Origin of the sequence: Arthrobacter nitrophenolicus, from assembly GCF_045833485.1 — a bacterium.
GTDB lineage: Bacteria > Actinomycetota > Actinomycetes > Actinomycetales > Micrococcaceae > Arthrobacter > Arthrobacter nitrophenolicus.
This window is the reverse complement of record NZ_CP174504.1, coordinates 564,538-577,807: the sequence shown is the minus strand read 5'-3', so window position 1 is coordinate 577,807 and position 13,270 is coordinate 564,538. Positions and strand designations below refer to the sequence as shown.

The 13,270-nt window shown below is 67.1% G+C and carries 13 protein-coding genes; 5 read left to right on the top strand and 8 right to left on the bottom strand.

Features of this window, described 5'->3' with window-relative positions; all coding sequences use genetic code 11:
- Window positions 1-16: 16 nt before the first annotated feature.
- From ACJJV6_RS02720 to ACJJV6_RS02695, 6 genes are all read right to left on the bottom strand, one after another.
- On the bottom strand, window positions 17-865 hold the full coding sequence (locus ACJJV6_RS02720) for a VOC family protein (protein ID WP_407709886.1): 849 nt from the start codon (window positions 863-865) through the stop codon (window positions 17-19).
- Window positions 862-2,076: an aminotransferase class I/II-fold pyridoxal phosphate-dependent enzyme gene (locus ACJJV6_RS02715; protein ID WP_407709885.1), complete on the bottom strand. Its 1,215-nt coding sequence runs from the start codon at window positions 2,074-2,076 to the stop codon at window positions 862-864. The genes ACJJV6_RS02720 and ACJJV6_RS02715 overlap by 4 nt, the downstream gene beginning before the upstream one ends.
- Window positions 2,077-2,327: 251 nt before the next feature.
- Window positions 2,328-3,128, bottom strand: a complete 801-nt coding sequence (locus ACJJV6_RS02710; RefSeq protein ID WP_407709884.1) for an amino acid ABC transporter ATP-binding protein — start codon at window positions 3,126-3,128, stop codon at window positions 2,328-2,330.
- Between the two features lie 11 nt (window positions 3,129-3,139).
- Window positions 3,140-3,931: an amino acid ABC transporter permease gene (locus ACJJV6_RS02705; RefSeq protein WP_035753405.1), complete on the bottom strand. Its 792-nt coding sequence runs from the start codon at window positions 3,929-3,931 to the stop codon at window positions 3,140-3,142.
- Window positions 3,932-4,060: 129 nt separating this feature from the next.
- Window positions 4,061-4,864 carry an ABC transporter substrate-binding protein gene (locus tag ACJJV6_RS02700; protein WP_133345603.1) on the bottom strand — a complete coding sequence of 268 codons (804 nt, stop codon included), beginning with the start codon at window positions 4,862-4,864 and terminating at the stop codon, window positions 4,061-4,063.
- 181 nt (window positions 4,865-5,045) lie between these two features.
- Window positions 5,046-6,452 (bottom strand): isochorismate synthase MenF, encoded by a 1,407-nt coding sequence (locus tag ACJJV6_RS02695; RefSeq protein WP_009358862.1) that lies wholly within the window; start codon window positions 6,450-6,452, stop codon window positions 5,046-5,048.
- A gap of 125 nt (window positions 6,453-6,577) precedes the next feature.
- Between ACJJV6_RS02695 and ACJJV6_RS02690 the strand changes: the two genes are divergently transcribed.
- From ACJJV6_RS02690 to ACJJV6_RS02675, 4 genes are all read left to right on the top strand, one after another.
- On the top strand, window positions 6,578-7,354 hold the full coding sequence (locus ACJJV6_RS02690) for a demethylmenaquinone methyltransferase (protein WP_235046978.1): 777 nt from the start codon (window positions 6,578-6,580) through the stop codon (window positions 7,352-7,354).
- A gap of 5 nt (window positions 7,355-7,359) precedes the next feature.
- The gene (locus tag ACJJV6_RS02685; RefSeq protein ID WP_407709883.1) at window positions 7,360-8,700 is read left to right on the top strand and encodes a geranylgeranyl reductase family protein; all 1,341 of its coding nucleotides are present in this window, start codon (window positions 7,360-7,362) and stop codon (window positions 8,698-8,700) included.
- On the top strand, window positions 8,697-9,797 hold the full coding sequence (locus ACJJV6_RS02680) for a polyprenyl synthetase family protein (RefSeq protein WP_407709882.1): 1,101 nt from the start codon (window positions 8,697-8,699) through the stop codon (window positions 9,795-9,797). The genes ACJJV6_RS02685 and ACJJV6_RS02680 overlap by 4 nt, the downstream gene beginning before the upstream one ends.
- A gap of 427 nt (window positions 9,798-10,224) precedes the next feature.
- Window positions 10,225-11,064, top strand: a complete 840-nt coding sequence (locus ACJJV6_RS02675; RefSeq protein WP_407709881.1) for a type IV toxin-antitoxin system AbiEi family antitoxin domain-containing protein — start codon at window positions 10,225-10,227, stop codon at window positions 11,062-11,064.
- Window positions 11,065-11,186: 122 nt separating this feature from the next.
- Here ACJJV6_RS02675 and ACJJV6_RS02670 read toward each other — a convergent pair whose 3' ends face one another.
- Both ACJJV6_RS02670 and ACJJV6_RS02665 read right to left on the bottom strand, forming a co-directional pair.
- Complete coding sequence (locus tag ACJJV6_RS02670) at window positions 11,187-11,618, bottom strand: SMI1/KNR4 family protein (protein ID WP_009358867.1); 432 nt, start codon at window positions 11,616-11,618, stop codon at window positions 11,187-11,189.
- A gap of 13 nt (window positions 11,619-11,631) precedes the next feature.
- Window positions 11,632-12,300 (bottom strand): trimeric intracellular cation channel family protein, encoded by a 669-nt coding sequence (locus tag ACJJV6_RS02665; protein ID WP_009358868.1) that lies wholly within the window; start codon window positions 12,298-12,300, stop codon window positions 11,632-11,634.
- A 61-nt stretch (window positions 12,301-12,361) separates the two neighbouring features.
- Between ACJJV6_RS02665 and ACJJV6_RS02660 the strand changes: the two genes are divergently transcribed.
- Window positions 12,362-13,231: a sirohydrochlorin chelatase gene (locus tag ACJJV6_RS02660; protein WP_009358869.1), complete on the top strand. Its 870-nt coding sequence runs from the start codon at window positions 12,362-12,364 to the stop codon at window positions 13,229-13,231.
- The last annotated feature ends 39 nt before the right edge of the window (window positions 13,232-13,270 follow it).

The following is a 13,270-nucleotide window of genomic DNA, read 5'->3' as shown; positions in this document are numbered from 1 at the left end:
TTTCCTGCCGGGCCTATCAGCCCGTTGGCGGCGTGAACTGGCTTGCGGTGAAGACAGCCCCCTGCGGGTCCCGGATCAGGGCCTCGCGCGTCCACCCCGTATCGTCCTGCCGGAGCACCTGGGCGCCGAGCCGTTCGGCGTCGAGGGCCGTCCGGTCCCGGTCGGCCACAGCAAACGTGACGTGCCAGTGCGGCGTCCGGCCGGCTGCAATGGGCACGATCCAGGCGACGGCGTCCGCGAAGCCGGGTGGAGCCGCGAATTCGGACTGCCGTGCCCTGATGTCCGGGTCGACTGTCTTTTCAAGGAACTCGCCGTATCCGGGCACGCGGACCATCAGCCCGAAGTCGGCGTTGTCCGCGCCGAAGCCCACCTTGTCCACCTGCCAGCCGAACGCGCCCTGGTAGAAGCCGATAGCCGCCTCCGGGTTGCGTGTGTGGAGGTCGCTGAAGTTCCACGTCCCGGGCTGGTTGACGGACTGCGCCCCGCCCTGCCGCTTCGGCTGCCAGAGGCGGAATTCCACGCCCTCCGGGTCTGCCAGCGCCGCACTGCGTCCGTCCTCGCCCGCATCCGTTGCCGGCGCCCGCAGTACAGCACCGGCAGCGACCAGCCGGTCCACCGCGGCGTCCGCGTCCCCGACCGCGATGTAGGTGCTCCACGCCGTTGGATCCTCGCGGCCGCTGGCGATCCCTGCGACCTCCGCGCCGTCCAGCTGGGCCACCAGGTAGCGGTCCGTTCCGCCGCCCGGAGCTGCCTCCCTGAACGTCCAGCCGAAGAGCCCGGCATAGAAGGTTGCTGCCGCGTCGATTTCCGGCTGGGTGGTGTCGATCAAGCACGGCACCCCCGGAGGGTACGTCCGTCCGCTCATGTTCCGCTCCTGCTTTCCTTGATCGCTGCCTCGAATGTGGGCAGGCTCCGCTCGATCATGTCCTCGTTGGCTGTCAGGGACATCCGGAAAAACCCGGGCGTCTCGAACAGGGTGCCCGGGAAAACGAAGACGTCGCGGCGGGCGAGGGACTCGGTGAAGGCTTCGTCGTCCGGACCTGGGGTAGTCACGAACAGGTAGAACGTGCCCTCCGGCGGCTGCATGCGGTAGCCCATGCTGCCGAGTGCGTCCACCAGGCGGTCCCTGCGCCGTTCCAGCTGGCCGACGTCGATGGAGAACTTCTCCAGCTCGGGAAGCGCGTGCTGCAGCAGCGCATTGGGGTAGACCCAGCCCATCGCCACCTGCAGCCCGCTGATGGCCGGTGCCATCTCCTCCCGGTGCGGCATGGCCGGCGGCAGGGCAAGGTACCCCACCCGCTGGCCGGGGGAGAGGTGGGTCTTGCCGTAGGAATAGGCCAGCAGCGTGTACGGGTAGTACTCCGCAGGGCTGTGGAAGCGCGCGCCGTCGAACACAATGCGGTTGTAGGCCTCGTCCGAGATGAGGTAGATGCGCCGCCCGATCCTTGCCGACGCACTCTCGAGCAGATCGGCGAGCCGGCGCAGCAGCTCCGGGGGATAGATCCGGCCGGTGGGATTGTTGGGCGAATTGACGATGACCACCCGCGTCCGCTCCGTGATGGCCGCTTCGACGGCAGCGAGGTCCAGGTCGAACGTGGCGGTGCTGACCTTCACCTTCACAGGCACCAGGCCGGCTTCGAGGATCAGCGGCTCGTACAGGAACCATGGCGGCAGGCTGTAGACCACCTCGTCGCCGGGGTCCGCCACGGTCTTCAGGGCCAGGGCGATTGCCGCGAAGCCGCCGGTGGTGAGGAAGATGTCCTCTGTCCTGAAGGGCACGTCGAGCAGGCGTCCAAGGGACTGCGCGGCGGCCTCCTGCGCCGACTCCACGTTCGTTTTGTAGGCGAACCACTGGTCATCGCGGGGAACCAGGGCATCCCGCAGGGTGTTGACGTAGCGGTCCGGCGGCATCTGGTGGGGGTTGCCGAACGTGAAGTCGCAGACGGTGCGCTGGTCCTTCCCCGGGTTGAGGTACCGCCGGATGAAGGAGTCGACCCGCTGGAACGAGGGCACCGATGCCAGCCGCGCGGCACGCTCGGAGACTGCCGCCGGAGGTCGTGGGGACTGAAAATTCATGTCTGCGCTCCTGGATGCGCCGCCGGGTGGGGACGGCGGCCGGACGGGCAGCGCGCTGCTGAGCCAGGGCTGTGGTGGGACCTATTGTGTGCCCGGGCACCGCGGAAGTAAATGGCCCCACGAAAGGCGCGTGCCGCCGTCGTACGTATCGCCCAAAAGCGAGGCGCAGCGTGCCCCGTGACGCTCAAAATCCCCGGCGCTGCGGAAATCCGTAGCGCCGGGGACTGTGCGTGGCGAAAAGCGGGGAGGGCCTACTCTTCGATCTCGATGTGCGTGGGATCGAGCACGCGGCGCAGGAACTCCTTGGTGCGCGGCTGGGTGGGGGCGCTGATGACATGCTCGGCCGCACCTTCCTCCACCACCACGCCGCCGTCCATGAAGACCACGCGGTCGGCCACTTCGCGGGCAAAGCCCATCTCGTGCGTGACCACCAGCATGGTCATGCCCTCCTTGGCCAGGTTCCGCATGACGGAGAGGACATCGCCCACCGTCTCGGGGTCCAGGGCGGACGTGGGCTCGTCGAAGAGCATCAGCTCCGGGTTCATGCTCAGGGCACGGGCGATCGCCACGCGCTGCTGCTGGCCGCCGGAGAGCTGGTCAGGGAAACGGTCGGCCAGGTGCCCCAGGCCCACGCGCTCCAGGTTGTGCATGGACACCTTGTCCGCCTCCGCCTGGGAGCGCTTGAGGACCTTGGTCTGGGCGATGGAGCAGTTTTTCTTGGCGTCCAGGTGCGGGAACAGGTTGAACTGCTGGAACACCATGCCCACCTTGCGGCGCATCTTGTCGATGTCCACGTCCGGATCGGTGGCCTCGAAGCCGCCCACGTGGATGCTCCCCTGGTTGGGCTGCTCCAGCAGGTTGACGCAGCGGAGCAGGGTGGACTTGCCCGACCCAGAGGGGCCGATCAGGCACACCACCTCGCCCGGTGCCACGTCCAGGCTGATCCCCTTCAGGACCTCGTTGGAGCCGTAGGCCTTGCGCAGGTCCTTGATGGATACGCCTGCCGCGTGGATGGTGCCGGTGCTGCCGGCGGGATGTACGACGTCGTTCATGGCTTCCCTGCCTATCGCTTGGTCCGCGCGGAGCGGCTTTCGAACTTCCGGGCCAGGAGGCTCAGGGGGATGGTGATGACCAGGTAGAAGGCGCCGGCGACCAGGAGCGGCGTCAGGCCGGCGCCCAGGCTGGAGATGCCGTCGCGGCCGAACTTGGTGAGCTCGTACTGCGAGGCGGTCAGGCCCAGGACGTAGATCAGCGAGGAGTCCTTGGTCAGCAGGATGATTTCGTTGGTCAGCGGCGGCAGGACGATCTTGAACGCCTGCGGGATCACGATGGTCACCATGGCCCGCCACTGCGGCATGCCCAGCGACCGGGCGGCTTCCATCTGGCCCTTGGGCACAGCCTGCAGGCCGGCGCGCAGGGTCTCGGCGATGTAGGCCGAGGCCACCATGCCCAGCGAGATCATCACGATCACGGTGACGTTCCACGAGACGCCGAAGGCCAGGGGGACACCGTAGCCGAAGGCGATGAACACCAGCAGGGCCGGGATGCCGCGGAAGAATTCGATGTAGCCGGTGGCGATCCAGCGGTAGAGGGGGAAGCTGGACAGCTTCATCAGGGCCAGCAGCAAGCCGCCGGATAGGCCCACGATGAAGCCCAGGAACGTATAGATCAGGGTGTTGACCAGGCCGGTGACGAAGATGCCCGGGAACATCGGGCCGATTTTGGCGAAGTTGAAGACGCTGTTGCCGATGGTTTCCCAGTCGGTGGCCAGGATCAGGGCGGCGATGGCCACTACAAAGATTCCGGCCTGGACGTACAGGCTTACTCTGGCGCGTTGACGTGCGGTCATTGCCATGGGGTGCTCACATTCATTATGCGTGGCTGGGGCCCCGGACTGCAGAACAGCGTGTCCGGGGCCCCAACTGCGTGGTTCTCAGGGCCGCGAGGGCGTGGAGGCCAGGGATGCCTCAGGCCCGCGCTCTGGCTACTTGGCGGTTTCGCCGAACCAGGTGGTCTTGAACTTCTCCAGCGAGCCGTCCTCTTCCAGGCGCTCAAGCGTGCCGTTGACCTTCTCCAGCATCGCGGTGTTGCCCTTCTTCACGGAGATGCCCAGCTGCTCGCCGGTGGCAAAATCCTCAACGCTCTTGAACTTGGGGTCGTCCTTGATGGCGTAGCCAAGGACTGACTGGTTGCCCAAGGCGGCATCGATGGTGCCGGCCTGGAGGGCCTGGACCAGGAGGCCGGTGTCCTCGAACTGCTGCGCCTCAAGGCCCTGTTCCTGCGCGTAGTCGGCGCCGGTGGTGGCCTGCTGCACGCCCACCTTCTTGCCCTTGGCATCGTCCAGGCTGCTGATGCCCGAGTCCTCGCTGGCAACCAGGGCCAGGTCGTCGTCGAGGTACGGGGTGGAGAAGTCCATGACGGACTTGCGGGTGTCCGTGATGGAGATCGAGGAGATGCCCAGGTCGCACTGGGTCAGGGCGGTGCCGGTTTCGATTGCTTCGAAGGAGCTGTCCACGATGCTGAGTTCTGCGCCGAGGTCCTTGGCAACTTCCTTGGCAATGTCGATGTCGTAGCCGACCGTCTGGCCGTCCTTTTCGAACTCGAACGGCTCGTAGGGGATGTCGGAGCAGACCGTGAGCTTGCCTGCGTTGATCAGCTGGATGCCGCCTTCGGACGCGGCCGGCGTGGAACTGCCGCCACCGCACGCCGTGAGGGTAAGGGCGCCGACGGCGAAGACTGCTGCTGCCTTGGCGGTGATCTTGGCCGTGGCCAGGGACTTGAGCTGCATATTTCTTTACCTTTTGTTGCAGGGGTATGCGGTTCTAAATCGGTTCATAGTGTAGCGCCGATTATGAGATGTGCATCACAGGAAACTTAGTTTCACTATTGGATAACTAAACCACACAAGAAATCAAGCGTATCGGGCACGAAGTTGTCTGCTATTCCCGACTCGGGCTCGGATGGCCAGCTCAGCTGCTGATGCCGAGCGACTCCAGCATCGGGCGGAACTTGGCCCACGTTTCAGCCAGCTCCGCCTCAGGCTGGGAACCGTCCACGATGCCGCAGCCGGCGTACAGCCGGACTGTCTCCGGCCCCTCGATCACGGCGCCGCGGAGGGCAATGCCCCACTCGCCGTTCCCCGCCGCATCCAGCCAGCCCACCGGACCTGCGTACGGGCCGCGGTCCAGGTGCTCCAGCTTGCGGATCAGCGCGCCGGCCACCTGCGTGGGTGTTCCGCACACGGCCGCGGTGGGGTGCAGTGCGTTGATCAGCGCCAGGCAGGTGGGGACGTGGCCTTCCACTTCGGTGAGTTCGGCCTTGACGTCGGAGGCCAGGTGCCAGACGTTGGGCAGCTCAAGGATGAAGGGCTCATCGTGCGCGTTCATGGCCTCCGAGAACGGCGCCAGCTGCTTGGTGAGCGACTGGATGGCAATCTCGTGCTCGTGCCGCTGCTTCTCGGATCCGGCCAGCACCCGCGTGGCGTAGTCCATCGGCAGCCCGTCCTCGCCGTGCGCGTCGCGCCGGTCCAGCGTTCCGGCCAGCACGCGCGCCTGGGCTGTCCGGCCCTCCACCTGGATGAGCATCTCCGGTGTGGCGCCCACCAGCCCGTCCACCCCGTAGGTCCAGCATTCGCGGTACCGCGCGGCCAGTTCGCGCAGCACCTTCGCCGCGTTCACGCCGGTGGGGATGGTGGCCACCACGTCGCGGGCAAGCACCAGTTTCTCCAGCGCCCCGGTGCGGATTTCGGCAACCCCTGCGGTTACCGCCTCCATCCAGGCTTCCTCGCTGAGGGACCCGGTGTGGAGTGTTGCGCCTGCTGCCAGGGGGAGGGGACGGACGACGGCGGCGCCCGCCCGGCCGGGAACGGCGCCCTGCTGCGCTTCCGTGGCGGAGTCCGCTGCCGCCGTCGTGACGGTAGCGAAGGCTGCCGGGGTGTCCGCGGAGCCGCTGCCGAGCCAGCGGTCCAGGGCGGCGAGGGCGCTCTGTTCGGTGAGCTCGCCGTCGCCGAGCGTCAGCTGGGTGACCCAGACCTGGCTGTCCCGGACGCCCACCACGACTTCCGGCACGATCAGCCGGGACTCGTGCGCGGAGGTCTTGGAGAAGGCGAAGGACCCGAAGGCCACCGGGCCGGTGCCGGGCAACTCCACGTGGTCGGTGACGTCGGCTTCGATCACCAGGTGCCGCCACCAGATGTCGGCCTCGAGGAACCGTTCCGGGCCGGTGGCCGTGAAGCGGGCGATCTCGCCGAAGCCTGCCAGGCCGGCCTCGCGGCGGGTCCAGCAAAGGACATCGTCCCGCACCAGAAACGAAGGCAGCCCCCCGGGGAATGCGGTGCCATCCAGGGGGACTGTCAGGGTGCGGATCGTGCTCGTCATGATGAGACAACACTACTCCCGACCGCAAAGCCGGCTTGGGGAGGGATCATAGGGCATCGGGGGAAGGGCCGGGAGTCACAGGGCCGGTGGTCCGGGGCCAGCCGAACATTTGAGACAATGACATGGTGAACCGAGCATCCTTGGATAAGCGTCCGGACGAAGTAGCCACCATGTTTGACGACGTCGCACCGAAGTACGACGTTGTCAACGATGTCCTGTCCATGGGGCAGACCCGCCGCTGGCGCAAGGTTGTGGTGGAAGCGATGGAAGTGTCCAAGGGCCAGCGCGTCCTGGACCTGGCCGCCGGAACCGGCACCTCCAGCGAGCCATATGCCGATGCAGGCATAGACGTCGTCGCGTGCGACTTCTCCCTCGGAATGCTCAAGGTGGGCAAGCGCCGCCGCCCGGACATCAACTTCATCGCCGGCGACGCCACCAACCTGCCGTTCGCTGACAACACGTTTGACGCCACCACCATTTCGTTTGGTCTCCGCAACGTGAACGAACCCAAGAAGGCACTTCAGGAGATGCTCCGCGTCACCAAGCCCGGCGGCCGCCTGGTCATCGCCGAGTTCTCCCAGCCCGTGGTTCCGCTCTGGCGCACCATGTACACCGAGTACCTTATGCGCGCGCTTCCGGCCATCGCGGTGAAGGTTGCCTCCAACCCTGACGCCTACGTCTACCTTGCCGAGTCCATCCGCGCCTGGCCGGACCAGGACCACCTGGCAGCGTGGCTGCAGGACGCCGGCTGGGAAAACGTTACCTACCGCAACCTCACGGGCGGGATCGTGGCGGTGCACCGCGCCTTCAAGGCGGCCGACAGGACGCCCGACGGCGCTGCTGCCGCCATCGCAGCGCACAAGGGCCCGGTGGCCAAGCTCCGCCGCAACATCACCCGCTGACCGGCGTGAAGGTACTGATTGTCGGTGCGGGTCCGGCCGGATCCACCGCTGCGTATTACCTCGCCAGGGCCGGGCTCGAGGTCACGGTCCTGGAAAAGACGTCGTTTCCACGGGAGAAGGTCTGCGGCGACGGGCTGACCCCGCGCGCCGTCCGGGAGATCCAAAAGCTTGGCCTGCCGCACCCAGAGAACGACGGCTGGCGCCGGAACAAGGGCCTGCGGTTGATCGCCGGCGGCCGGACCATCGAGCTGCCGTGGCCGGAGGTGTCCGACTTCCCGCAGTACGGCCTGATCCGCACCCGGCTGGGCTTCGACGAGGAACTGGCCCGCCACGCCCAGGCCGCGGGTGCCACCATCCTCGAGCGGCACAGCGTCACTGATGCCCTGCATGCGGAAGACGGCCGCGTGACCGGTGTCCGCGCAGCGCTTTTGGACGAGTCCGGACGCAAGACGGGGGAGACGCGCGACTTTCCTGCCGACGTCGTACTCGCTGCGGACGGCAACTCCACGCGCACCGCTGTGTCCCTCGGCATCCGGAAGCGTGACGACCGGCCGCTTGGCGTGGCGGTCCGCACCTACTTCACCTCCCCGCGCACGGACGACGACTGGATGGAAGGCTGGCTGGAGCTTCCCGGCCGGGACGGCAAGCTGCTGCCCGGCTACGGCTGGGTGTTCGGCGTCGGCGACGGGACCTCCAACGTGGGCCTCGGCATCCTGAACTCCTCGAAGGAATTCGGCAAGCTCGACTACAAGCAGGTCCTGCGCGAATGGACCGCCGGCATGCCCGCCGACTGGGGCTTCACGCCCGAAAACCAAGTGGGCGAGATCCGCGGCGCCGCCCTGCCCATGGGCTTCAACCGCACCCCGCATTACTCACCCGGCCTGCTCCTCCTGGGCGACGCCGGCGGCATGGTCTCGCCGTTCAACGGCGAGGGCATCTCCTACGCGATGGAGTCCGCACGCTTCGCCGCCGAGTTCATCATCGACGCCTCCGCCCGCCTTGCCTCCTCGGGCGGAACGTACGACGCCGACGCGCACCTGGCGCGCTACGCGGACTACGTGCGGGGCCAGTGGGGCTCCCACTTCACCCTGGGCCGGGTGTTCGCCGCGCTGATCGGCAAGCCTGTGGTCATGAAGCTCGCACTGCGTACCGGCATGCCCATCCCGGTGCTGATGCGGTTCGTGGTGCGGCTGCTGGCCAACCTGACGGACCCGTCCGCGAAGGGCTTCGAGGACCGGGTGATCCGGGTCCTCGAGTCGCTTGTCCCGGCCACATCCAATACATCGCCCACCCCGGCAGCATCCAATCAGCGGTATCCGCAACAAAAAGTTAGGGTTAACCCGTGACCAAACCCGCAGAGCACAGCTGGACCCACGCCGGACACGGCATGACCGACGCTGAACCAAGCCTCAACACCAGCGCCATTGCCACCGGACTCCAGCTCCCCGCGGGATTCGCCGCCATCGCCGAAGATGCAGAACTGGGCCCGGCCATCACCAACAACCTGGCCAAGGTGGAGAAGAAGCTCCGCGAGGCCATTGCCAACTCGGACCCGCTGGCTGACGCGACGTCGCGCCACCTGGTGGAGGCCGGCGGCAAGCGCATCCGGCCGCTGCTCACCCTGCTGTGCGCCCACTTGGGCGACGCCTCCCTGCCTGCGGTGGTGCAGGCCGCCGTCGTGGTGGAACTGACCCACCTGGCAACGCTGTACCACGACGACGTCATGGACTCCGCGCCGTTCCGCCGCGGTGCCCCCACGGCCCACGAGGTGTGGGGCAACTCCGTGGCGGTCCTCACCGGCGACCTGATCTTCGCCCGCGCCTCCATCCTGGTGTCCGAGCTGGGCTCGCGCGCACTGGGTATCCAGGCCCGCACCTTCGAGCGGCTCTGCCTGGGGCAGCTGCATGAAACCGTGGGCCCGCGGCCGGACGAGGACCCGGTGGAGCACTACCTCTCGGTGATCGCTGACAAGACCGGTTCGCTGGTTGCGGCGTCCGGCCAGCTCGGCGCCATCTTTGCCCAGGCCGATCCCGCCTACGAAGCCGTGCTGGTGGAATACGGCGAGAAGGTGGGCGTGGCCTTCCAGCTCGCCGACGATGTCATCGACGTCACCGGGGTCAAGGTCAAGTCCGGCAAATCGCCCGGAACGGACCTCCGCGAAGGTGTTCCCACCCTCCCCGTGCTGCTCCTGCGCAAGGCTGCCGCGGACGGCGACCAGTCCGCCGTCGAACTTCTCAAGCTGGTGGACGGGGACCTGAGCTCGGACGAGGCGCTGGCCGAAGCCGTGGCCGGGCTGCGCGCGCACCCCGTGACGGCCGAGTCCTGGGTCGTGGCCCGGAAATGGGCCAACGAGGCGATCGCCGCGCTGGCGCCGCTGCCTGAGGGCGTGGTCAAGGAGTCGCTGAGCAACTTTGCGCTGGCCGTGGTGGACCGCGCCAGCTAGATCCCGCACCAGCCAGTTTCCATGGCAGAAGCCCGGCTCCCCCCAGGCGCCGGGCTTCTGCTTTTCCGGCGCTGCCGACCCACAATCCGGTAGCGCCGGTTAAACGGGATAGCCCCGGTCCGCGGCAACTTGCATTGCTGTGAACCGGGACTATCTCTCCGTTCGCATCAGATCCGCCGGAGGCGTTTAGCGGATCCGGAAACAGTCTATGACAGATCTGTCACAAAAGGCAAGCGATAATTTACTGGCGGTGTCACAGTGTTTTCGGCGCCTCCCGCCGACCGTCATGGGGCACATTCAGCCCGTGATTTGGACCCGGGATCCAATATCCCGGTGTGTCCGTGTCAATGTGCCCCGCGACCGGTGCTTGTCCACTTACGGCAGCTCCGGACTGCCCGAGAGCCGGTGGTCCGGCCACCGTGGCTTCATGGACATTGACACTTTCCTCCGCCGGCGGGGTGGCGCCGCCCGCACAGCCGCCCTTGCCAAAGCCGGATATTCCAGGACACGGGTGGCGAAAGCACTCGAGGCCAACCAGATAACGCGGGTCCGCCGCGGCATCTACAGCCTGCCGGATGAAGGAGGGGCACTGGGATTGGCGCTGCGGCATAATGCACGGCTGACCTGTCTGTCGGCGGCGCCAATCTATGGGCTGTGGGCCCTGCGGGAGGCTGAGGTGGCGCATCTGAGCCCGGGCCACAAGAAGACGGTTCCGGGAACACTGACCCACGGCCGCCTCCTTCACCGGGTCCACCCGCTGCTGCCGGTTGCGGGTTTGGCCGATGTCCTGATCCATGCCCTGCACTGCTTGCCTGAGATCGAGGCGCTGGTCTTGGTGCAAACCCCACTTCAGCAGGGCGATGTCACCCTGGACTTCCTGCGGCGCAAGCTTCCTGGCAACCGCAACGCGCGCGCCAGGGCCGTCCTGGACTACGTGATTCCTCGCGCGGACTCGCTTCTGGAGATGCTGGCCAACTACCACTTCCGGAGGGCTGGCCTGCATGTCCGGCGGCATGTCCAGGTTCCCGGCGTGGGCGAAGTGGACTTCCTGATTGAGGAGTGCCTGGTGGTGGAGACGGACGGCGTCACGCACCTGGAGCCCAAGCAGGTCAAGAAAGACCGGGCACGCAACAATGCCACCGTTATCGGTGGACTCCTCTGCCTTCGGTTCGGGTACGCCGACGTCGTCCATCAGCCGGAGCGCATGGTGGCCCAGGTACTGGCCGTGCTGGAGCAGAGCCGGCGGGGAGCCTTCAATCCCTGCTGAGTGCCGCCGTCGTGGGGCACTTTGGCAGGCACAAACGGGGAACCAGGCCCGGAGCACGGCGTGTCCGTGTCAAAGTGCCCCAGCATCGCCGCGGGGAGTGGGCGCCAAAAGAGTTGAAAGCCCTAGTCCTCGTGCTCGTCGTCCTCGAAGGCCCACTCGAACATGTCGAACACGAACTCCGAGAACGTGCCCTCTTCGGACTTCCACTGGCCGCGGGCATTGTTCCGGCGGTAGACGATGGGATCCGGGACGCTGAGGTCGCCCACGCGGAAGCCCCAGGTGTACTCCTCGTCCTCATCCTCGAGGAACATGAGGAATCCCTCGTCGTCCACTTCGAGCTCGTCCGGGTCCCAGAAGTAGTGGTAGGCCTCCATGAGGTCCTCGCAGCCGCCCAGCGCCAGGTAGAACTCGCGCAGCACCAGCGGGATCTGGAACTGGTGCTCGGCCAGGGCCTTGTCCAGCTCCTCCTCGGACAGCCCGTCCGCTTCCTGCCATTCATCCTCGAGATACTTCGGAACAAGCGCGCGGAACTTCTCGAGGAACATGTCAGTCATGCTCATATCCTAGCTAATCGCCGCCCCGTGATTCGCCGCCGTCGGAGCCGTTGCGGTGCCACCCCCGGACAGCCAGCGGAACATACCAGTACCGGCGCCACGCCACCACCCGGAAGGCAAAAACCACAGCCGCCACAAGGACGGCGGTCCCCGTGTTGAACAAGCCCGAGACCCACAGCAGGGAGGTCAGGGCCGCCCCGCTGAACGCCGGCAGCGCGTACAGTTCCCGGGCGTTGAACAGCTGGGGCACCTCGTTCGCGGTGATGTCCCGCAGCAGCCCGCCGCCCACAGCGGTGGCCACGCCAAGCAGGACTGCCGCGTACGGGTTCATGCCGAAGGAGAGCGCCTTCAGCGTCCCCGTGATGCAGAACAGCGCCAGTCCACCGGCGTCGAACAGGACCAGCAGCGAGGTGAAGCGCTGGACGCTGGAGAAGAGGAAATACACCAGGACCGTGGCCAGCAGCGGCGGGACCAGGTAGGCGGGGTTGGTGAAGGCCGCCGGAACGGTGTTGAGGATGATGTCGCGGATGACGCCGCCGCCCAGGGCCACGAGTGAGGCCAGGAGGAGCGAGCCCAGGATGTCGAACCGCTTCCGCGCCGCCAGCAGGGACCCCGAGACCGCAAAGAAAAAGACACCCGCCAGGTCCAGCCAGACCAGGGCGATGTCAAAAGCGAATGTCATGGAGCGTCCCGGCAATTCAAAGAGGTTCGGACAGGGCGGCTCCAACGTTACGCTAGCCCCTATGAACAGCCCCATCATGATCGCCTGCGCCCATGGGACGTCCAACGCACAGGGAGCAGCCGAGGTCAACGCGCTGCGTGCCGCCATCGCCGAACTCCGCCCCGGCCTGGACGTTCGGGAAGCGTATGTGGACGTCCAGCAGCCCGACCTGGTGGATGTGGTGGCGGGACTGCCGGCGGGGGAGTCCGCCGTCGTGGTGCCCCTGCTGCTCAGCGTGGGCTACCACGTGAAGGTGGACATTGCGCGGGCCGTAAAGAGCCGGCCCGGAAGTGCGGCCGCCGCACCCCTGGGGCCGGATCCGCGCCTCGCCGCGCTGCTTGACCAGCGGCTGCGCGAGGCCGGCGTCACGGACAACGACGTGGTGGTCCTCGCCGCTGCCGGCTCGTCCAACCCGAACGCGGCCAAGAGCGTGGAAGAGCTGCTGGGGCAGTTGCGGCAGCTGCGGTCCAACCGCATGGTGGCCGCCTATGGTGCCTCCGCCAAGCCGTCCGTGCCCGACGCCGTCGCCATGCTTCGCGAGGAGCTGGCAGGAGGTGCCGGGGCGGGGGAGTCCGCGGGAGGAGTCGACGTCGGCGGGCGGGTGGTGATTGCCTCCTACCTCCTGGCACCCGGCTTCTTCCACGACCAGCTGGCCAAGGCCGGGGCCGACCTGGTGACCGAGCCGCTGCTGCCGTCCCCCGCGCTCGCCGAGATCGCCCTGGAACGGTACGACGCCGCCGTCGCGAAAGCCCTGGAAGCAGCCGCCGCGGCACCTGCCGGCGTGCCCGCGGAAGAGCCCGTTGACCGCCAGGAAACGGCGCCGGCCGATGCACAGCAGGATGGCTTCTTCAAGGCCGTCCGGCGTTTCGTGACGAAATATTTCCCTAGGTGACTTAGCGTTTCCGGGCCTTTGTGACGCCATTCCGGCGGG

Bases quoted from the DNA above. Each gene is read 5' to 3' on its own strand.
- ACJJV6_RS02705 (WP_035753405.1), bottom strand. From the start codon at position 3,931: ATGGCAATGACCGCACGTCAACGCGCCAGAGTAAGCCTGTACGTCCAG.
- ACJJV6_RS02695 (WP_009358862.1), bottom strand. From the start codon at position 6,452: ATGACGAGCACGATCCGCACCCTGACAGTCCCCCTGGATGGCACCGCA.
- ACJJV6_RS02710 (WP_407709884.1), bottom strand. From the start codon at position 3,128: ATGAACGACGTCGTACATCCCGCCGGCAGCACCGGCACCATCCACGCG.
- ACJJV6_RS02720 (WP_407709886.1), bottom strand. From the start codon at position 865: ATGAGCGGACGGACGTACCCTCCGGGGGTGCCGTGCTTGATCGACACC.
- ACJJV6_RS02675 (WP_407709881.1), top strand. From the start codon at position 10,225: ATGGACATTGACACTTTCCTCCGCCGGCGGGGTGGCGCCGCCCGCACA.
- ACJJV6_RS02660 (WP_009358869.1), top strand. From the start codon at position 12,362: ATGAACAGCCCCATCATGATCGCCTGCGCCCATGGGACGTCCAACGCA.
- ACJJV6_RS02670 (WP_009358867.1), bottom strand. From the start codon at position 11,618: ATGACTGACATGTTCCTCGAGAAGTTCCGCGCGCTTGTTCCGAAGTAT.
- ACJJV6_RS02700 (WP_133345603.1), bottom strand. From the start codon at position 4,864: ATGCAGCTCAAGTCCCTGGCCACGGCCAAGATCACCGCCAAGGCAGCA.
- ACJJV6_RS02715 (WP_407709885.1), bottom strand. From the start codon at position 2,076: ATGAATTTTCAGTCCCCACGACCTCCGGCGGCAGTCTCCGAGCGTGCC.
- ACJJV6_RS02665 (WP_009358868.1), bottom strand. From the start codon at position 12,300: ATGACATTCGCTTTTGACATCGCCCTGGTCTGGCTGGACCTGGCGGGT.